We start from the raw sequence: 18590 nt of genomic DNA on the forward strand, positions 1-18590 counted from the left end.
GTCACACCTCCAGGCCGGCGAGGGAGACCACGTCGGCCGTATCGAAGTCGACGGTGTCGGGCGCGGTCACCGGGGCGACGGTCCGCACGTCCACCCCGTCGTCCTCCGCGATCGACTCGATGATCGTCGCCGCGCGGCGGGCCGGGATGTCGCCGAGGTCGATGAGCGACGAGATGCGTTGCGCGCGACGGCGGGTGGCCGGGTCGAGCAGGAGGTCGAAGGCGGCGTGCAGGCGCTCCGGCGTCATCGAGCGCATCGGCAGGCAGGCACCCACGCCGAGGTCCGTGACGCGGGCGCCCCAGAACGGCTGGTCGGCCAGGACCGGGCAGATCAGGGTGGGCAGGCCGGCCCGCAGCGAGGCGGCGGTCGTGCCGGCGCCGCCGTGGTGGACGGCCGCGGAGCAGTGCGGCAGGACCTCCGCGTGCACCACCTCGTCGACCACGCGGACGTGCTCGCCGAGATCGGCGCCGACCAGATCGCTCCACCCGGCGACGATGAGCCCGCGGCGACCGCGTTCGGCGCAGACCCGGGCGAAGGTGCGCGCCATCCCGTCCGGGTCCGCGATCCGCATACTGCCGAAGCCCCAGTAGATCGGGGCGTCGCCGTCGGTGAGCCAGGCCATGAGGTCGGCGTCGGTGCGCTTCTGCTCGCCCTGGCGCAGCCAGGCGTCGGCGGGGACCTCGAGGAAGCCGAGCATCGGCCGGGTGCGGCTGAACTCGGGCACCAGGTCCGGAGTGAGGGCGGCGTCGTAGAGCTGCAGGTCGACGATCTCGTTGGCATCGCGGTTCTTCGCCCGGCGGGACCGGTACGGCGCCTCGCCGACGGACATCCGGTGGAAGTTCACCGCCGCCCGCACGTGGGTCCAGGTGAAGGAGTCGCCGAGCGCCCACGTCGCGCGCTTGACCACGCGCGGCGACCGCGACAGCACGTCGCTGGTCAGGCCCGCCGGCGTGTACTGCGTCATGGGGTACACGCTGTTGGTGGTGCCGGGGAAGAACCGGTAGCTGATGATGGTCGCGCCGCTGCGCCGTGTGATCGGGAGCGCGAAATCGACGGCGTCCGAATGGGTGAGCACCACGTCGGCGCCGCGGCAGACGGCCTCGGTCTCCCGGGAGATGGTGGCGATGTTGCGCACCAGCCAGCGGCCGTAGGCCCGCATCCGCTCGACCGGCCGGTGGATCACGTCGCGGTAGTCGTCGTCGTAATCGGGGACGACGTCGTTGAGCCGGTGCGCGTCGAGGCCGGCCGAGCGGATGAGCCGCACCAGCGGATCGCCCATCGCCGCGATCGTGACGTCGTGCCCGCGGGCGCGGAGTGCGAGCCCGATCGCGATCGTCGGCTGGACGTCGCCGCGGCTCCCCATGGCGAGGATGCAGACCTTCATGTCAGTAAAGCCCTTTCGACGGTCGGGTGGAGCTCGGTACGGGAGGCCGGGCGGGCACGCCGGCGGTGTCGCTGAGCGCCGCCCGCACCGGGCGCAGGAGCAGCAGCGTGAGCGGCAGCACCGGGACGGCGACGAGCAGCGGGATCACCTGGCAAGCCACGACCGCGTAGTCGATCGGGAGGCCCAGTGCGGCCGTGACCGAGGCGCCGGTGCTGAGCACGACCGCCGCGAGCCACAGCGGATCCACCGCTCCGATCGCCCGCACGCAGTGCCGCTCGGCGCGGACCCGACGGTTCCACCGCTGCGCCCGCTCCGCGTCGCCGCGCACCGTCAGGCGCATCATCAGCGTGGCGACGGCCCGCCGGCGCAGCACCAGGCCCGCGGCGATCGCCACCGCCATCAGCCCGCCGATCGCCGTCTCCACCAGCAGGATCACGCGGGGGCTACCGGAGATCGCGGCGGCGGTGATCGAGCAGGCGAGCAGCGCCAGGGTGAACACCTCCAGCGGGTCGATCGCGCGGCGCACCAGCGAGCGGGTCAGGATCCGGGCCGCCACCAGGGTCGTGCCGGCGACGAGCGCGAGGAGCTGTCCCACGCCGGCCAGGTAGCGCAGGGCGAAGTAGACGCCCAACTGCAGCCCGACGTCCACGAGGAGCGACACGGGCGGCGCGGGCGGCGACTCGGTGTCGGCGAGGGGGCCCGTCATGCGGCGGTTCCGATCTCGAGCAGTGCGTGCGCCCCGTCCTCGATCCGGTCCAGGAGCCGGAGGCGGACGGCACCGTCGAGCGTGCCGGGCAGGGCGCGCAGCTCGATCGACAGCCTGCCGCCGAAGGTGGAGACCAGGTAGGAGGTGCCGATCGGGGCGGCGGGCACGCCGGGGCCGGTGTGGCCGGCGGCGTACTCGCGGATGCCGGCGGCGCTCCGCACGATCTGGGCGTGGAAGTCGAGCACCTGCAGGCCGGCCGGCGTCACGGGCTCGGGCACCGCGCCCAGGTTGCTGATGAGGACGGGCGGGCCGTGACGGCGGGTCCGCGGGTCCGGCATCGGGCTCACGGCGGTCCGCAGCACGGTGCCGTCGCGGACGTCGGCGCGGATCCGGTCGGCGACGGTGCGCGCGATCTCGGCGGTCGGTGCATCGCCCACCGCGACATAGGAGAAGCCGCACAGCGCGGTGACCGAGCGCAGCGGGATCGGCGGGGTGATCCGGGACCGGAAGTCCACGGGCGTGAGCAGCGCGAGGGCCGCGTCCTCCGCGCATTCGGCGAGCTCGGCCCGTGCGATCACACCGCTGACCAGCGCGTGGGTGGAGACGCCGTGGGCGTGCGCGGCGGCGTCGAGCGCCGCCGTCTCGCCCGGCGTGAACCGGACCCGCACCGCATCGTCGACGTCCGGGCCGGGCTCGTCCGGGAACTCCGCCGGGACCGATCCGTGCCAGACGGTGCCCGCCAGCCGCTCCTCGTAGTCCAGCTCCTCCGGGAGGTGCCCGCGGGCCGCCATCACCAGGTGCGGCTCGGCCGGGAAGTCGTTGGCGCGCCGGATGATCGGCGTCGCACCGCTCGCCAGCGCGGTGTACAGCTCGAACAGTCGGGCCGCGATCGCGACGATCCCGGAGCCGTCCGTCGCCGCATGGCTCGCCCACAGCGTGAGGCGGTACCGGTCGCCGATCCCGGTGAGGGACAGGGCCGCCAGTTGCTCGGAGCCGACGAACCACGGCGGCGTCTGCTCGTACCCGCTCCACGGGGCGGCGGTGTCGCGGAAGCCGATCGCGGCGGCGACGGCCGCGTCGCCCGGGGCGAAGTGCGGGCGGCCCTTGACGTCCACGATGCGGGCCGCGAGCACGGGGTACTCCTCCAGCAGCGCGGTGAACGCCGAGCGCAGCGCGGTGCGGTCGACCTCGCCCCGCAGTTCGAACGACGTGCCGATCACCTCGCGCGACGTGGGCCGCACGAAGGATGCCTCGGAGAAGGTGAGTGCGCGATGGTTCTGCATGGGCGGCTCCTGTTCTGGACGGCGTGCGGCGGGGCGGGTGGCGTCAGGCGGCGGGGGCCCGGCGGGCGGCGGCGTGGACGAGGGCGTCGATCCGGTCGGCGACGGCGGCCCGGGCCTCCTCGGAGGCGGTGCCGCCCAGCGTGATCGCCTCGATCCCGAGGCGGCCGCGGAAGGTCGAGACCTGGTGGATCGTGGCCGACGGGGCCGGGCGGCGCTGCCCCGCGGGCACGTGCAGCGCGGAGGAGTCCATGGACAGCACGGGCCGCAGATCCTCGGCGACCAGACCGTCGGGGAGCTCCACGTCGAGCCGGCCGAGATTGCTGAGCACGACCGGCGGATCGGCCTCCGCGTCCGGTGCGGCGGCCGTGGCGAGCGCCGTGAGGGCGCGGCCGCCGCGCACGTCCCGCCGGACCGTCCGGGCCAGCGCGTCACCGACCGCGGCGGGGTCGCTCGCGGCGGTCAGCTCGGGGGCCGCGTACGAGGCGCCGACGAAGTTCGTGACCTCGGTGGGGTCGAGGAGCGGGCGCACCCGGCGCCGCAGGTCGGCGAGCGTCATCGCGCCGATCCGGATGGGCGCCGCCGGGTCCTCGTCGAGGAATCCCGCGCGCTCCGCGGTGAGGAGGATGCCGGAGATCAGGGCGTTCAACCCCACGCCCTCGGCGGCGGCCAGCAGCCCCGCGGTGGTCTCCGGGGAGAAGCGCAGCGAGGTCGCCGCGGGAAGCACGGCTTCGCCGCTCCGCGGGCCGAGGACGGGCGCGCTGCCGTACCACCGCGCACCGTCGAGCCGGGCGCGGCCGGTGCTGACCTTGGGGACGTCGAGGTCGGCGAGGACGCGCTGCGCGGACCCGGGGAACGGGTGCGGCGCGGCGACGTCGGTCGCCCCGGTGCGCACCAGGGCGGTGTAGTGCGTCCAGAGCCGGGTGAGGAGCGCGTACAGGTGCGTGCCGTCGGCGAGCGCGTGGTTGACGGCGAGGGCGACGCGGTGGCGCTCCCCGAACGTGGTGACGTGCAGGCGGGCGAGCGCCGTCGTGGGATCGACCAGCGGCTCGCCCGGGCCGGCCGTGCGGGTGGCGCCGGCCCCGGGGGCGACGAAGGCGAAGCCGTCACCGGCGGGCGCGACGGCGGCGTCGAGGGCGGGGTGCTCGGCGCGCAGCGCGGCGAAGGCGTCCGCGAGTGCGTCGGTGTCGAGCGGGCCGCGCACGGTCAGCTCGAAGGCGCACGTCGTGGGGTGCGGGCCCACGAAGCCGATCTCGGACGAGGCGAGGGGGCGGAGCGTCGTGGTCATGGGATGACGCTAGGACGCCGTCCATTCCTTTCGCGAGGCGAACGAGCGGTGTCGCTCGTCACGCCCCGGGACTCTTGACCAGGGTTGGTGAACATTGCAGAAGGTGGCCGAGTCGTCGTTGTCGCAGCTCGAACGGCGTACGCGATAGAAGCTTCAACTACGGTTCCCAGCTGCGGAAACGTTCCGATCGCGTGGAATTAACGCGATGCTAACGAGATTTCGATGGTGAATCCTGTGAGGTCCACCACGTCCGTGATGGCGAAGTTCAGGCGCGGTCGGACCACAGGTCGACCGGCGAGACGCCCAGAGTGTCGAGCAGCCGACGGGTCAGCGGCAGCGAGATGCCGATCACCGAACTCGGATCGCCGTCGATGCCTTCGATGAACCAGCCCCCGAGCCCGTCGAGCGTGAACGCGCCGGCCACCTGCAGCGGCTCACCGGTCGCGACGTACGCCTCGACCTCCTCGTCCGACGGTGCGCCGAACCGCAGCGTCGTCGCCCCGGTGCCCCCGGACTCTCCGGTCACCACCCCGTCGTCCACGAGGATCGCGCTGTGCCCGGTGAGGAGGCGGCCCGTGCGCCCGCGCATCGCGCGCCAGCGGGCCGCCGCGACCTCGGCTGTGTGCGGCTTGCCGACGAGCTCGCCGTCGATCGACAGCATCGAATCGCAGCCGATCACCACGGCGCGGCCGGGCACCGGAGCCTCGGCGAGGATCCGGTCCACGACGTCCCGCGCCTTGGCGTGCGCGAGCGCGGCGACGGCGTCCTCGTGCGGGACGTCCGGGCCCAGGCCGGCGAGGACCGCGTCCTCATCGACCCGCGACACCGAGACCAGCGGCGACGCGCCCGCGGCGCGCAGCACCGACAACCGCGCCGGCGAGGCCGACGCGAGGACGAGACGCACGGGTGCGGCGATGGGTTACGACCCCTTGGTCCAGAACACCGGCGTCTGGCTGGTGAAGGCGTTGGGGCCGTTGAAGTACTGCGGACGCATCCGGTCGCGCACGTCGCCCCACAGCGACTTCGGGCCCTCCGGGCCGGTCTGCGGCGCCGACCCCGTGGCCGCGGCCAGAACCGCGACGACGGCGGCGACATCGGTGTCCGAGGGATTGCCCTTCTCGAACCGGATGGCGGCCTTGAGCTTCTCGACGTCGGCCGTGCTGGCCTCCACCGGCTTCTGCTCGGCGCTCACAGCGGGATGTTCCCGTGCTTCTTGGGCAGGGTGGCGACCACCTTGCGCTCGAGCATGTTCAGGGCCGTGACGATCTGCCCGCGGGTGTGCGACGGCGGGATCACCGCGTCGACGTAGCCGCGCTCGGCCGCCACGTACGGGTTGACCAGCGTGTCCTCGTACTCCTCTTGGAGCTTCAGGCGCAGCGCCTCGACGTCCTCGCCCTTCTCGGCGGCCTCCGCCAGCTCCTTGCGGTACACGAAGCCGACGGCGCCGCTCGCACCCATCACGGCGAACTGGGCGGTGGGCCACGCGAGGTTGATATCGGCGCCCATGTCCTTGCTGCCCATCACGCAGTACGCGCCGCCGTAGGCCTTGCGGGTGACGATCGTGATCTTCGGGACGGTGGCCTCGCCGTAGGCGTAGAGCAGCTTCGCGCCGCGGCGGATGATGCCGTCGTACTCCTGGCCGGTGCCGGGCAGGAAGCCGGGCACGTCCACCAGCGTGACGATCGGGATGTTGAAGGCGTCGCAGAACCGCACGAAGCGCGCGGCCTTCTCCGAGGCGTCGATGTCGAGGCAGCCGGCCAGCTGGGTCGGCTGGTTCGCGACGATGCCGACGGAGCGGCCGTCGATGCGGCCGAAGCCCACGATGATGTTCATGGCGCGCTGCGGCTGGATCTCGAGGAACTCGTCGTCGTCGAGCAGGCGGCGGATGACCTCGTGCATGTCGTACGGCTGGTTCGGCGAATCCGGGATCAGCGTGTCCAGCTCGCGGTCCTCGTCATTGACCGAGTCCTCGATCGAGCCGGTGAGCGGGTCCGTCGGGACGAAGCGCGGGGCCTCGGCGCGGTTGTTCGACGGCAGGTAGGTCAGCAGCTCGCGGACGTAGTCCAGCGCGTCCTGCTCGCCCGACGCGACGTAGTGCGCCGTGCCGGACTTGGTCATGTGCGTCTGGGCCCCGCCCAGCTCCTCCTTGGTGACCTCCTCGCCGGTCACGGACTTGATGACGTCCGGGCCGGTGATGAACATCTGGCTCTCGTGGTCCACCATCACCACGAAGTCGGTCAGCGCGGGGGAGTAGACGTGACCGCCGGCGGCCGCGCCCATCACCACGGAGATCTGCGGGATGACGCCCGAGGCCTGCGTGTTGCGGAAGAAGATCTGCGAGTACAGGGCGAGCGAGACGACGCCCTCCTGGATGCGCGCACCGGCACCGTCGATGATGCCGACCAGCGGGCGGCCGGTCTTGGTGGCCAGGTCCATGACCTTGACGATCTTCTCGCCGTAGACCTCGCCGAGCGAGCCGCCGAAGACGGTCGAGTCCTGGCTGAAGACGCACACCTCGCGGCCGTCGATGGTGCCGTAGCCGGCCACCACGCCGTCGCCGACGGGACGGCGCGCCGCCATGCCGAAGTTGGTCGAACGGTGCTGGGCCAGCTTGTCCAGCTCCACGAACGAGCCCTCGTCGAGCAGCGCGAGCACGCGCTCGCGGGCCGTCAACCGGCCCTTCTCGTGCACCTTGTCGATCGCCGCCTGCCCCATCGGGGCCATCGCCTCGGCGTCCTTCTTGCGGAACGCCGCCAGCTTGCCGGCGGTGGTGTGGATGCTGGGCTCGGCGTCAGCGGGGTTGCCGGCGCCGGAGGCGCCGTCGGTGGTGGAGGCACTCGTCATAGACCCGACTCTAACCAATAGAGTCGATTCCGAACCGCACTGCCCATAGAAGGAGGAGGTCGTGGTGCTTCCCGATCAGGCGGCCATCGCCGCAGCCGTGCGCGGCACGCGCTGGCACCAGGTGTCGGTGGTGCCCAGCACCGGCTCCACCAACGCCGACCTCGCCGACGGCGTCCGCGCGGGCGACGAGCCCGGCCGCGTGCTCATCGCCGACGTGCAGACGGCGGGCCGCGGCCGGCACCAGCGCCCGTGGTCGGCGCCCTCCGGCACCCAGCTCTCCATCTCGGTCACCGTGGCGGTGCCCGCCGCCGCGGCACCCCGCGCCGGCTGGCTCTCTCTGGTCACCGGCGTCGCCGCCGTCGCCGCGGTGCGCGAGGTGACCGGCCTGAGCGCGGGCCTCAAGTGGCCGAACGACGTGCTGCTCGACGCCGAGCCCGGCAAGCGCGGCGGCAAGACCGCCGGCATCCTCTCGGAGCTGGCGACGGCGCCCGGCGGGAACCTCGTGGCCGTCATCGGGACCGGCCTGAACACGACCCTGGCCGCCGCCGACGTGCCCGTCGAGACCGCCACGTCGCTCCAGCTGGCCGGCGCCGACGACCCGGATCGCACCGCGCTCGCCATCGCGTACCTGCGACACCTCGATGCCGGGCTCACCTCCTGGACCGACGACCCCGCCTCCGCCCGCGCCGACTACCTCGCCGCGTGCGTCACCGTGGGGCAGGAGGTCACGGTCTCCCTCCCGGCCGACGAGGTGCTGCGCGGCACCGCCGTCGACGTGGACATCGAGGGGCGGATCGTGGTGCAGGACGCGGCGGGGAGCAGGCACGTGCTCTCCGCCGGCGACGTCACCCACCTCCGGCCGGCCTGAGCCGTGGGTTTCCCCGCGAAGGCGCTCGTCGACGACGAGCGCGTCCTCCTGCACACCCGCCCGCACGCCACCCGGATGATCGTGCCGGTGCTCGTGCTGTTCGCCGCGTGCGCCGCGGCGGGCGTCGCGCTGGGCCTGCTCAGCCGCGCCAGGCTCGACGGCGCGCTGCCCGACTGGCTGCTGCTCGCCATCGTCGTGGTGTGGGTGCTGATCGTCGGCTGGTTCACGGTGCGCCCGTGGGCGGTCTGGCGCGCGACCCACCTCGTCGTCACCGACCTGCGGATCATGTTCCGCTCGGGGATCGTCCGCCGCCGCGGCATCGACATCCCGCTCCGCCGCATCAATTCCGTGCAGTACCACCAGCGGCTCGTGGACCGGGCGCTGCGCAGCGGCGTGCTCACCGTCGAATCCGCGGGGGAGGACCCCCTCGACTTCCCGGACGTGCCGCGGATCGCCGCGACGCACGCGCTCCTCGTGGACGCGCTGGACGACGCGGACGACTACCGCGGGCGCGACGGCGGCTCGGCGGAGTACCCTCGTCGGTCATGACCACGCGGGTGCTCCTGGCCGAGGACGACGAGGCGATCGCGTCACCCCTGGCACGGGCGTTGTCACGCGAGGGCTACGAGGTGACCGTCGCCGATACCGGGACCGATGCGCTCCGGCGCGCGCTCGACGAGGAGTTCGCGCTGCTCATCCTCGACCTGGGGCTGCCCGAGCTCGACGGACTGGAGGTGTGCCGCGAGGTGCGCGCCGCCCGGCCCGAGCTGGCCGTGCTCATGCTGACCGCGCGCACCGACGAGATGGACTTCGTCGTCGGCCTCGACGCCGGAGCCGACGACTACGTGGGCAAACCCTTCCGCATGTTCGAGCTCATGGCGCGCACCCGTGCCCTGCTGCGGCGCAGCGCGCCCGCCCACGACGCCCCCGAGGTGGTGGAGGCCGGCGGCATCCGGCTCGACGCGACCGCGCGGCGCGTGACCATCGACGGAGACGACGTCTCCCTGGCGAACAAGGAGTTCGAACTGCTCCGGTTCCTCATGGAGCACGCGGGGCGGCTGCTCTCGCGCGAGGAGATCCTCGCCGACGTCTGGGGGGACTCGGACCTGCGCGGCTCCAAGACCCTCGACATGCACATCTCCTGGCTGCGTCGCAAGATCGGCGACGACACCGGTGCGCAGCGCCGCATCGTCACCGTGCGCGGGGTGGGTTTCCGATTCGACGCGGAGTGATCCGCCCCTTCCGCCATCAACGTTTGCGATCGCAACATATGCTCGCGCGGTGCAGACAGATCCCCGTACCGCGCCGAGCCGCCGCTCGGTGCTGCTCGGCGCCGCCGCCGCGATAGCCGCCGCCGCGCTCCCCGCGCCGGTGCGTGCCGTACCCGAACGGACCCACTACACCGCCATCGTCGTCGGTACCGGCGTCGGCGGCTCCGTCGCCGCTGCGCGGCTCGGCGCCGCGGGCGTCGACACCCTCGTCCTCGAGCGGGGGCGCTCCTACCGGCACGACGATCACGCAGAGGTGTACGCGCCGGGGACGAACCCGCTGCACCCGAACGCGCTCTGGGCGCCCGCACTGGGCCGCACGGGGGTCTTCGACGTGGAGCTCGCCGGAACCATGGCGATTCTGCGTGGCGCGGCCGTCGGCGGTGGCTCGGTCCCGTACTTCGGTGCCACCATCCCGCCCCACGCGCGGTACTACGACAAGATCTTCCGCGCCGGCCCGCGGTACCAGCAGCTGATGGCCGAGTACGTGCCTCGCGCGCTGCGGAACCTGCGCGCGGAGACGATCCCGGACGACATCCGCGCGAGCCGCCCGTTCGCCATGATGCGGCGGTTCGAGGATTCGATGGCCCGTGCGGGCTGGCCGTCCCGCTCGGTGCCGTCGACGATCAACTGGGACGTCGTGCGGCGCGAGCTGCGCGGCGAGGTGCGGCGCAGCGTGACCGTCGGCGAAATGATGTTCGGCGTCAGCAACGGCGGCAAGCGTGAGCTGTCGACCACCTACCTCGGCTCGGCGCTCCGGCGCCCCTCGGTGCAGATGCGGACGCTGCAGCGGGTCACGGGCCTGACGCAGGAACGGGGCCGGGTGGCCGTGCACGCCGAGGAACTGGACGTGCAGGGCGCGGTGGTGCGCCGCCGCGACTACACGTGCGATCAGTTGTTCCTCGCCGGCGGCGCCTACGGCACGCCGGAACTGCTGCTCGCATCACGGCTCGCGGGTGGGCTGCCGAACCTCAACGAGCACGTGGGCACCCAGGTCGGCGACAACGGTGATCAGTTCGCGGCCCGCCTCGTGCCGGGCCCCTTCGAACCCCGGCCCGGCTGCATCGTGACCTCGGCGTTCGTGGACGACGACCCCAACTACCTGCCCACCGTGGTGCAAACGGCGGGGTCGGTGGCTCGACTGCCGTACATCGTCTACTTCACGATCCCCGTCGACTGGGAGAACCGCACCTCGTGGGAGATCGTCGCCGGGACACCGAAGCTCGTCGTGCCGCCGCTGTCGCTCGTCGCGGACGCCGGCGCGGCGAACGCCCGGGTGCTGCGCCGCGTCACCGACGTCGAGGGCGGAATCGCGCTCGCGCCGCTGCCGGGCATCCCGATCGCGGGTCCCGACCCGGGGATCGGGATCAGCCCGGCGGGCCTGCCTCCATCGGGCACCGCGCACCTGCTCGGCGGTGCGGTTCTCGGGGCCGCCTCGGACGCGGACGGGCGACTGCACGGGCACCCCGCGATCCGGGTGGTCGACGGTGCCGGGATCCCCGGTAACGCGGGCGGGGCGAACCCGTCCCTCGTGATCACGGCCTTCGCCGAGTACCTGATGGACCGGGCGCTGGGCGCCTGATCGTCAGCGCGGTTCGGGTTCGCGCGCGACGGGCTGCTCGGGGGCGTCGCCGGGGCCCGCCGCGGGCAGGAACATCGCGAACGTCGTCGGCTTGCGGCTCTGCAGCTGGAGGCGGCCGCCATCACCCTCGACGAACGCACGGGCGAGCGCCAGGCCGACGCCGGTCCCGTCGCCCACCGAATAACCGCGGCGGAAGATGCGCTGCGCGTCGGCGTCCGAGATGCCGGCGCCCTCGTCGCTGACCGTGACGAGCACGGTGTGCGCGCCGACCGACCCGAGGCGCACCGTGACCTCACCGCGGCCGTGCTGCAGAGCATTGTCCACCAGCACCGCCGCCGCCTCCCGGACCCGCGTCGCGGTGGCCCGGGCGGGCAGCGGCGGACCGTCGGGCGGGAGCACCGTGAGACGCCGTCCCGCACGCTCGAACGACGGCGCGAGGTCGGCGAGGAGGGGGGTGAGCTCGGCCCGCACGTCGACGGTGCCCTGCGTCGTCCGCTCCGAGCGCGCCATCTTCACCATGTCACCGACGGAGGAGGTGAGCCGGTCGACCTGGTCGAGGGCCGCCTGCGCCTCGGAGACCACCTCCGGATCGGCGTGCAGGGTGAGCTCGTCGAGCCGGATGTGGATCGCGGTGAGGCGGCTGCGCAGCTGGTGCGAGACGTCGCCGACGATCTGCCGTTCGCGCTGCAGCCGGTCCGCGATCTCCACCGTCGCGGTGTCGAGCACGTCGAGCACGCGGTCGAGCTCCTCGATGCCGTGCCGGTGCGGATCGGGGCGGAAGTCGCCGTTCGCGAGGCGCTGCGCACGGCTCGCGACCTCCTGCACCGGGTCGGCGACGCGGCTCGCGGTGACCGCCGCGACGACGACGCCCGCGGTCAGCGACAGCACCATGACGATCAGCTCGATGCTCAGCGCCCGGAACTGGTCGTTGCGCACACCCGCGTAGTCCTGCTCGATCCGCAGCGTGCCCGCGTCGCCCAGGGACGTGCCCTCGACCATCGCGTGAGTGAGCGGGCCGCGCCCGACGGCGAGCACCCGCGAGGCGCCCGTCCGGTCCGTGTAGGTGAGCACCAGGCGGCCGTCGGAGGGCGTCAGGAGGCGGAGCGCCTCGACGGGCGGGTCGTCGGTGACGCCGGTGCGCTGCTCCTGCAGCAGGATCGCGGAGGAGGCGCGTTGCAGCCGGTGCTGCAGGTCGGTGCGCGCCGTGTCGTCGAGCCAGCGCCAGGTGTAGAACATGAGCGGCAGGCCGAGGAACAGGCCCGTGACCGCGACGACCGCGATGGTCGAGCGGAGTATCCGGTGCCGCACGCCCGGGGAGGTCAGCGCTCGGCGGAGGCGCTGCGCGTCTCGTCGTCCGGGATCGACTCCTGATCCGGGGCGTCGCGCATGTCCTCCGGGAAGGCCCAGCGGCGGAGCGCCCAGAACCGGAACGCCATCTGCAGCAGGTTGCCGACGATGTAGTTGAGCACGAAGTCGACGATGATCAGCGTGGTCTTCGAGTCGACGTTGCGCAGGTCGAAGAAGTTGTTCGCGATGAAGATGGGCGCCGCCATGATGAGCACGCCGATGCCCGAGATGATGAAGAAGAGCAGCGCCTCGTGGTGCTTCTCCCGGCCACCGCGGTGCTTGAAGCTCCACTCGCTGTTGAGGATGTACGACAGGATCACGGCGCAGACGCCGGAGAAGATCTTCGCGACGGTGGGCTTCTCGTCGAGGACGGTGAGCACGAGGCCGTAGAAGATGGCCAGGTCGAAGACCGCCGTCGTGCTGCCCACGATGGCGAACTTGATCAGCTCGTGGTGCTGCATGACGAGCCCGCGGAGCGGTGCCGGGGTGCGATCCAGAATCGCCTCGATGAAAGCCACGTGCGCCACTCTAACGGAACCGTGAATAGTACCGCGGAGAGTGTGACGCGCTCGGTACCGGGGGCGCGCCGTGTGCCGGGCGCTCCCACGGCCTCGTGGACCTGCGATTATGGACCGGTGAGTGATGTTCAATCGCGCCGGTCGCGGCCCGTGGTGGCCATGGTCGGCGGAGGCCAGCTGGCCCGCATGACCCATCAGGCCGCGATCGCACTGGGGCAGTCGCTGCGCGTCCTGGCCGCGTCGCCCGACGAGCCCGCGCCGCAGGTGTGCGCCGACGTGGTGCTCGGCGACCACGACCGGATCGAGGACCTGCGCCGCGCCGCCACCGGGGCGCACGCGCTGACCTTCGACCACGAGGGCGTGCCCACCGAGCACCTGTTCGCGCTGCAGGCCGAGGGCGTGACCGTCAACCCGCCGCCGCAGGCCCTGCTGTACGCCCAGGACAAGCTGGCGATGCGGCACCGTCTGGCCGAACTCGGGGCGCCCGTGCCGGGCTTCGCCGAGATCGCGTCCCCGGAGGACGTCCGGGCCTTCTGGGAGCGGTTCGACGGTGCCGTCGTGCTCAAGGCCGTCCGGGGCGGCTACGACGGCCGCGGCGTGTGGCTGCCGGACACGCTGGACGAGGCGCTGGAGGTCGCGCGGGAGCAGCTCGCCGCGGGGGTGCAGTTGCTGGGGGAGCAGCGGGTGGAGCTCGCCCGGGAGCTGTCGGCGATGGTCGCGCGCTCGCCCTTCGGCCAGGGCGCCACCTGGCCCGTGGTGGAGACGGTCCAGCGCAACGGGCAGTGCGCCGTGGTGCTGGCGCCCGCCCCGAACCTCTCCGACGAGGAGGCCTCCTTCGCCGAGTCGCTTGCGCTGCGGCTCGCGAACGAACTGGGCGTCGTCGGCGTGATGGCGGTCGAGCTGTTCCAGACCCCGGCGGGCGAGATGCTGGTCAACGAGCTCGCCATGCGCCCCCACAATTCGGGGCACTGGTCGATGAACGGCTGCGTGACCAGCCAGTTCGAGCAGCACCTACGCGCCGTGCTCGACTACCCCCTCGGCGGTACCGCGGCGACCGCACCGCTGACCGTCATGGCGAACGTGCTCGGCGCACCGTCGGAGCCCGAGATGGGCGTCGACGAGCGGCTGCACCACCTCATGGCCCGGATGCCCGAGGCGCACGTGCACATGTACGGCAAGGAGGGGCGGCCCGACCGCAAGATCGGGCACGTGAACCTGGTCGGCGATCTCGACGGCGACCGGAACGACCCCGGCTACGTGGCGGAACTGCGGGAGCGGGCGGAACGAGCGGCGCACTGGATGGCGACCGCGGAGTGGACCGATGGATGGAGTGAGCATGGCTGACAAGACCGGGCCGCGCGTCGGATTGATCATGGGCAGCGATTCGGACTGGCCGACGATGGAGGCCGCCGCCGAGGCGCTCGCCGAGTTCGGTATCCGGTTCGAGGTGGGTGTCGTCTCCGCGCATCGCACCCCGCAGCGGATGCTCGACTACGCCAAGGGCGCCGCCGATCGGGGCGTCGAGGTCATCATCGCGGGTGCCGGCGGCGCCGCGCACCTGCCGGGCATGGTCGCCTCCGCGACCCCGCTGCCCGTCATCGGCGTGCCCGTGCCGCTCAAGCACCTCGACGGCATGGACTCGCTGCTGTCGATCGTGCAGATGCCCGCCGGCATCCCCGTGGCGACGGTGTCCGTGGGCGGCGCCCGCAACGCGGGTCTCCTGGCCGTACGGATCCTCGGCGCCGCCGACCCCGCGCTGCGCTCCCGCATGGCGGCGTTCCAGGCCGACCTGGAGAAGATGGTGCTGGCCAAGGACGAGGCCCTGCGGAAGAAGCTCCTCGAGGGCTGAACGCGGCTAGCCTGATCCGCATGACGGGTCAGGTGCGCGTGCACAACTTCGCGATCTCGCTGGACGGCTTCGGCACCGGCGCGGACCAGAGCGTGGACGCGCCCTTCGGGCACGCCGGCGGATCGCTCATGGAGTGGTTCTTCGGCACCCGACGGGGCGCCGCGATCCACGGCCTGACCAGTTCGGCCCGCGGCGTCGACGACGCCTTCTCCGCGGCGTGGGACGAGGGCATCGGCGTCGAGATCATGGGCCGCGGCAAGTTCGCTCCGACACCCGCGGTGCTCGCCGACGAGTCCTGGCGCGGCTGGTGGGGCGAGCAGACGCCGTTCACGACACCGATCATCGTGCTGACCCACCACCCCAGGCCCGCGTTCACCACGGAGGACGGGGTGGAGTTCCGGTTCCTCGACGCGTCACCCGCCGAGGCCGTCGCCGCGGCCCGCGAGATCGCGGGCGAGAAGGACATCCGCATCGGCGGCGGCGTGGCGACGGTCCGCGAGTTCCTCGCCGCCGACCTCGTCGATCACCTGCACCTCGTCGAGGTGCCGATCGTGCTCGGCCGCGGCGAGCGTCTGTGGGACGGGCTCGAGGGCGTGCAGTCACGGTTCGCCATCGAATCCGTCGTGAGTCCCGCCACCGGAGTCGTGCACCGCGTCCTCACCCGCCGGCCGCGCTGACGGTCGGACGCCCGCCGCGCTGATCCTCGGGCGGCCGTCCGCGTCGATCGCGACCCGGAACGGCGCGTGCTCGGTGAAGTGCGCGGGCAGCAGGAGCAGCCCCTCCGTCGCGCACCGTCGGAGCAGCGCGTCCCGCGTCCTGCGCGCGGTCGCGGGCTCGGCGTCGCCGCCCTGCACCAGCTCGGGATGCAGGAGCTGGATCGGGTGGTGGATCGCATCGCCGGCGATGAGTGCGCCGCCCGCGGAGGTCCGGATCTCCACCGCGAGGTGACCGTCGGTGTGGCCCGGCGCGGCGCGCACGACCACCTCGACGCCGTCGCCGGCGGCGATGACCTCGCCATCCGCGACCGCGCGCCAGTGGCCGTCGCGCAGGACCGGGCCGACGCTGTCCCGGTAGGTGCGGGCGAGGTCGGCCACCACCCCGGTCAGGTCCTCGCCCGCGGCGAGGCTCCGCAGTGCGTCCAGGTCCGACTCGGCGAACAGGTGGACGGCCCGCGGGAACGTCGGACGCCACTGCCCGTCGACGAGGCGGGTGTTCCACCCGCAGTGGTCGGGGTGCAGGTGGGTGCTGATGACGAGGTCGACGTCGTCGGGGCCGATCCCCGTGCGTGCGAGTCGGTCGAGGTAGTCGGTGTCGAACATGTGGTGCGCCGCCAGGACCGGGCGCTCCTTGCCGTTCCCGTTGCCGGTGTCGACCACGATCACCGTCGCGCCCAGCCGGATCACGTAGGTGTGGATCGCGAGCAGCAGGTCGCCGGTGTCCGGGTCGACGTAACCGTCGCCGAGCTCCGCCCGTGCCGACTGCGCCAGGCCGTCCCCGATCGCGGGGAACAGCTCGGCGGGCGGGAACGCCCACCGCTCCAGCTCCGTCACCTGGTCCACCCGTGCCGCGCCGAACGTCGTCGTGAAGGTCATGCCCCGATCCTCATTCATGTGGCGGAGGACCGCTGGGCGGGGCGGCCGACCGCACGGACGGTTGTTCCCGGGAACAACCGCGGCTGCTAATGCTGGTTACGTGCGACTAACTGACCCTCGAACCGGCATGGATACAATCAGCGCGGACCAAACACGTAGACGCTGATGGAGGCCCCATGGCTGGCAACCCCGACTTCGACCTGTTCCAGCTCCCCGAGGAGCACGAGGAACTGCGCGCCGCCATCCGGGCGCTCGCCGAGCGCGACATCGCGCCGCACGCCAAGGACGTCGACGAGAAGGAGCGGTTCCCGCAGGAGGCGCTCGACGCGCTGGTCGCCAGCGGCTTCAACGCCATCCACGTGCCCGAGGAGTACGGCGGCCAGGGCGCCGACTCGGTCGCGACCTGCATCGTCATCGAGGAGGTGGCCCGCGTCTGCGGCAGCTCCTCGCTGATCCCCGCCGTGAACAAGCTCGGCACCATGGGCCTGATCCTCAACGGCTCGGAGGAGCTCAAGCAGCACGTGCTGCCGTCCCTCGCCAACGGCGAGGCCATGGCCTCCTACGCGCTCTCCGAGCGCGAGGCCGGCTCCGACGCCGCGTCGATGCGCACCCGCGCCCGCAAGGACGGCGACGAGTGGGTCCTCAACGGCTCCAAGTGCTGGATCACCAACGGCGGCAAGTCCACCTGGTACACCGTCATGGCCGTCACCGACGCGGAGAAGGGCGCCAACGGCATCAGCTCCTTCATCGTGCACAAGGACGACCCCGGCTTCTCCGTCACCGGTTACGAGCACAAGCTGGGCATCAAGGGCAGCCCCACCGCCGAGCTGGCCTTCGAGGAGTGCCGCATCCCCGCCATGCGCATGATCGGCGAGGAGGGCACCGGCTTCAAGACCGCGCTGCAGACCCTCGACCACACCCGCCCGACCATCGGCGCGCAGGCAGTCGGCATCGCGCAGGGCGCGCTCGACGTCGCGATCGAGTACATCAAGGACCGCAAGCAGTTCGGCAAGTCCATCTCCGAGTTCCAGGGCGTGCAGTTCATGGTCGCCGACATGGCGATGCGTCTCGAGGCCGCGCGCCTCATGGTCTACACCGCCGCCGCCCGCGCCGAGCGCGGCGAGAAGAACCTCGGCTTCATCAGCTCCGCGTCGAAGTGCTTCGCCTCGGACGTCGCGATGGACGTCACCACCGACGCCGTGCAGTTGCTCGGCGGCGCCGGCTACACCCGCGACTTCCCGGTCGAGCGGATGATGCGCGACGCCAAGATCACCCAGATCTACGAGGGCACCAACCAGGTGCAGCGCCTCGTCATGTCGCGCCAGCTGCTGCGCTGACCCGCACGCGGGCCGGTACCGGCTCGCCCACGGTTCGATAACGATCCGCCCCTCCCGCCCGATCCCTGCATAGCCTGGACCGGAACGAGAGGGGCGGACGTGCATCCGAAGACGATCCGAGCGGCGTGCGGCGCGGCGGTGCTCGCCCTGGCCGCGACGACGGCCGCGTGCGGCGGCGGAGGGCCGGTCACGGCGCCGTCGGGCATCGCGCGTCCGTCATCCGTCACGACGGTGACGGGCACGACGGTGACGGGGGCGGCACCGTCGGGCCCGGGGAGTACCGCGGTCTCGACCAGTCCGCGCACCGCGAGCGCGAGCGCCTCCGTCGCCCCGGGCGCGACGATGCTCAAGGACCTGCGGACCGGGGCGCGGGACGGTGCCGACCGGGTGGTGCTCGAGTTCACCGGCCCGGTGCCGCCGTACCGGGTCACGCGCGAGGCCGGGCCCGTGGTCGACTGCGCGTCCGGCGCGGACCTCGGCGGGCCGGGGGAGTACCTCGTGGTGCGCGCGGAGCCCGTCGGGATCTTCGACCACGACGGGTACTCGCCGTACACGGGCGAGCGGACCGTCGCCGGGCCCGGCCGCGCCGTCTCCCGCGCGATCATCACCTGCCATTTCGAGGGGCAGCTGCAGGTGGCCCTCAAGCTCACCGGCAACGCGCAGCGCTACGCGGACTCCACCCTGACGGGACCCGGCCGCATCGTCGTGGACGTGCAGCGGTAGCGCG

Annotated in this window: 19 protein-coding genes; 9 read left to right on the forward strand and 10 right to left on the reverse strand. The window is 72.6% G+C overall.

Translation table 11 applies throughout. The features are described from left to right. Position 1 precedes the first annotated feature (1 nt). From ELY19_RS13330 to ELY19_RS13360, 7 genes are all read right to left on the reverse strand, one after another. Positions 2-1384, reverse strand: coding sequence for a glycosyltransferase (locus ELY19_RS13330; RefSeq protein ID WP_126196629.1), 1383 nt, complete (start codon positions 1382-1384; stop codon positions 2-4). Between the two features lies 1 nt (position 1385). Further along, the gene (locus ELY19_RS13335; protein WP_126196630.1) at positions 1386-2090 is read right to left on the reverse strand and encodes a VC0807 family protein; all 705 of its coding nucleotides are present in this window, start codon (positions 2088-2090) and stop codon (positions 1386-1388) included. Then, a complete protein-coding gene (locus ELY19_RS13340; protein WP_126196631.1) occupies positions 2087-3373 on the reverse strand; it encodes a phthiocerol/phthiodiolone dimycocerosyl transferase family protein in 1287 nt (428 codons plus the stop codon). The genes ELY19_RS13335 and ELY19_RS13340 overlap by 4 nt, the downstream gene beginning before the upstream one ends. A gap of 43 nt (positions 3374-3416) precedes the next feature. After that, positions 3417-4658, reverse strand: coding sequence for a phthiocerol/phthiodiolone dimycocerosyl transferase family protein (locus ELY19_RS13345; RefSeq protein WP_126196632.1), 1242 nt, complete (start codon positions 4656-4658; stop codon positions 3417-3419). 265 nt (positions 4659-4923) lie between these two features. Then, on the reverse strand, positions 4924-5562 hold the full coding sequence (locus ELY19_RS13350; RefSeq protein ID WP_126196633.1) for a Maf family protein: 639 nt from the start codon (positions 5560-5562) through the stop codon (positions 4924-4926). Between the two features lie 15 nt (positions 5563-5577). Beyond that, a complete protein-coding gene (locus tag ELY19_RS13355; RefSeq protein ID WP_126196634.1) occupies positions 5578-5850 on the reverse strand; it encodes an acyl-CoA carboxylase subunit epsilon in 273 nt (90 codons plus the stop codon). Then, positions 5847-7502 (reverse strand): acyl-CoA carboxylase subunit beta, encoded by a 1656-nt coding sequence (locus tag ELY19_RS13360; RefSeq protein WP_126196635.1) that lies wholly within the window; start codon positions 7500-7502, stop codon positions 5847-5849. The genes ELY19_RS13355 and ELY19_RS13360 overlap by 4 nt, the downstream gene beginning before the upstream one ends. A gap of 61 nt (positions 7503-7563) precedes the next feature. Here ELY19_RS13360 and ELY19_RS13365 point away from each other — a divergent pair, with 61 nt between their 5' ends. The 4 genes from ELY19_RS13365 to ELY19_RS13380 are packed head-to-tail and all read left to right on the forward strand — an operon-like array spanning position 7564 to position 11220. After that, complete coding sequence (locus tag ELY19_RS13365) at positions 7564-8370, forward strand: biotin--[acetyl-CoA-carboxylase] ligase (RefSeq protein ID WP_227966820.1); 807 nt, start codon at positions 7564-7566, stop codon at positions 8368-8370. 3 nt (positions 8371-8373) lie between these two features. Then, the gene (locus tag ELY19_RS13370; RefSeq protein ID WP_126196636.1) at positions 8374-8919 is read left to right on the forward strand and encodes a PH domain-containing protein; all 546 of its coding nucleotides are present in this window, start codon (positions 8374-8376) and stop codon (positions 8917-8919) included. Then, positions 8916-9602 carry a response regulator transcription factor gene (locus ELY19_RS13375; protein ID WP_126196637.1) on the forward strand — a complete coding sequence of 229 codons (687 nt, stop codon included), beginning with the start codon at positions 8916-8918 and terminating at the stop codon, positions 9600-9602. The genes ELY19_RS13370 and ELY19_RS13375 overlap by 4 nt, the downstream gene beginning before the upstream one ends. Before the next feature lie 49 nt (positions 9603-9651). Next, a complete protein-coding gene (locus ELY19_RS13380) occupies positions 9652-11220 on the forward strand; it encodes a GMC family oxidoreductase N-terminal domain-containing protein (RefSeq protein WP_164711597.1) in 1569 nt (522 codons plus the stop codon). Between the two features lie 3 nt (positions 11221-11223). Here the strand turns inward: ELY19_RS13380 and ELY19_RS13385 are convergent, their stop codons facing one another. Beyond that, a complete protein-coding gene (locus ELY19_RS13385; protein WP_126196639.1) occupies positions 11224-12528 on the reverse strand; it encodes a sensor histidine kinase in 1305 nt (434 codons plus the stop codon). A gap of 11 nt (positions 12529-12539) precedes the next feature. Then, positions 12540-13085, reverse strand: coding sequence for a GtrA family protein (locus ELY19_RS13390; RefSeq protein ID WP_126196640.1), 546 nt, complete (start codon positions 13083-13085; stop codon positions 12540-12542). A gap of 117 nt (positions 13086-13202) precedes the next feature. Here ELY19_RS13390 and ELY19_RS13395 point away from each other — a divergent pair, with 117 nt between their 5' ends. The 3 genes from ELY19_RS13395 to ELY19_RS13405 are packed head-to-tail and all read left to right on the forward strand — an operon-like array spanning position 13203 to position 15611. Further along, on the forward strand, positions 13203-14429 hold the full coding sequence (locus ELY19_RS13395; RefSeq protein WP_126196641.1) for a 5-(carboxyamino)imidazole ribonucleotide synthase: 1227 nt from the start codon (positions 13203-13205) through the stop codon (positions 14427-14429). Beyond that, positions 14422-14934 (forward strand): 5-(carboxyamino)imidazole ribonucleotide mutase, encoded by a 513-nt coding sequence (purE, locus tag ELY19_RS13400; protein ID WP_126196642.1) that lies wholly within the window; start codon positions 14422-14424, stop codon positions 14932-14934. Before ELY19_RS13395 ends, purE begins: the two co-directional genes overlap by 8 nt. Positions 14935-14954: 20 nt before the next feature. Then, positions 14955-15611 carry a dihydrofolate reductase family protein gene (locus ELY19_RS13405; protein WP_126196643.1) on the forward strand — a complete coding sequence of 219 codons (657 nt, stop codon included), beginning with the start codon at positions 14955-14957 and terminating at the stop codon, positions 15609-15611. On the opposite strand, the gene ELY19_RS13410 is transcribed toward ELY19_RS13405, so the two are convergent. Beyond that, positions 15534-16526, reverse strand: coding sequence for an MBL fold metallo-hydrolase (locus ELY19_RS13410; protein ID WP_126196644.1), 993 nt, complete (start codon positions 16524-16526; stop codon positions 15534-15536). The two genes, ELY19_RS13405 and ELY19_RS13410, sit on opposite strands and share 78 nt — an antisense overlap. A 176-nt stretch (positions 16527-16702) precedes the next feature. Between ELY19_RS13410 and ELY19_RS13415 the strand changes: the two genes are divergently transcribed. Both ELY19_RS13415 and ELY19_RS13420 read left to right on the forward strand, forming a co-directional pair. Further along, positions 16703-17863 carry an acyl-CoA dehydrogenase gene (locus tag ELY19_RS13415; protein ID WP_126196645.1) on the forward strand — a complete coding sequence of 387 codons (1161 nt, stop codon included), beginning with the start codon at positions 16703-16705 and terminating at the stop codon, positions 17861-17863. A 99-nt stretch (positions 17864-17962) separates the two neighbouring features. Continuing rightward, positions 17963-18586 carry an AMIN-like domain-containing (lipo)protein gene (locus ELY19_RS13420; RefSeq protein WP_126196646.1) on the forward strand — a complete coding sequence of 208 codons (624 nt, stop codon included), beginning with the start codon at positions 17963-17965 and terminating at the stop codon, positions 18584-18586. Positions 18587-18590: the final 4 nt, after the last annotated feature.

It is taken from the genome of Tsukamurella paurometabola (assembly GCF_900631615.1).
In the GTDB taxonomy this organism is placed as follows: domain Bacteria; phylum Actinomycetota; class Actinomycetes; order Mycobacteriales; family Mycobacteriaceae; genus Tsukamurella; species Tsukamurella paurometabola_A.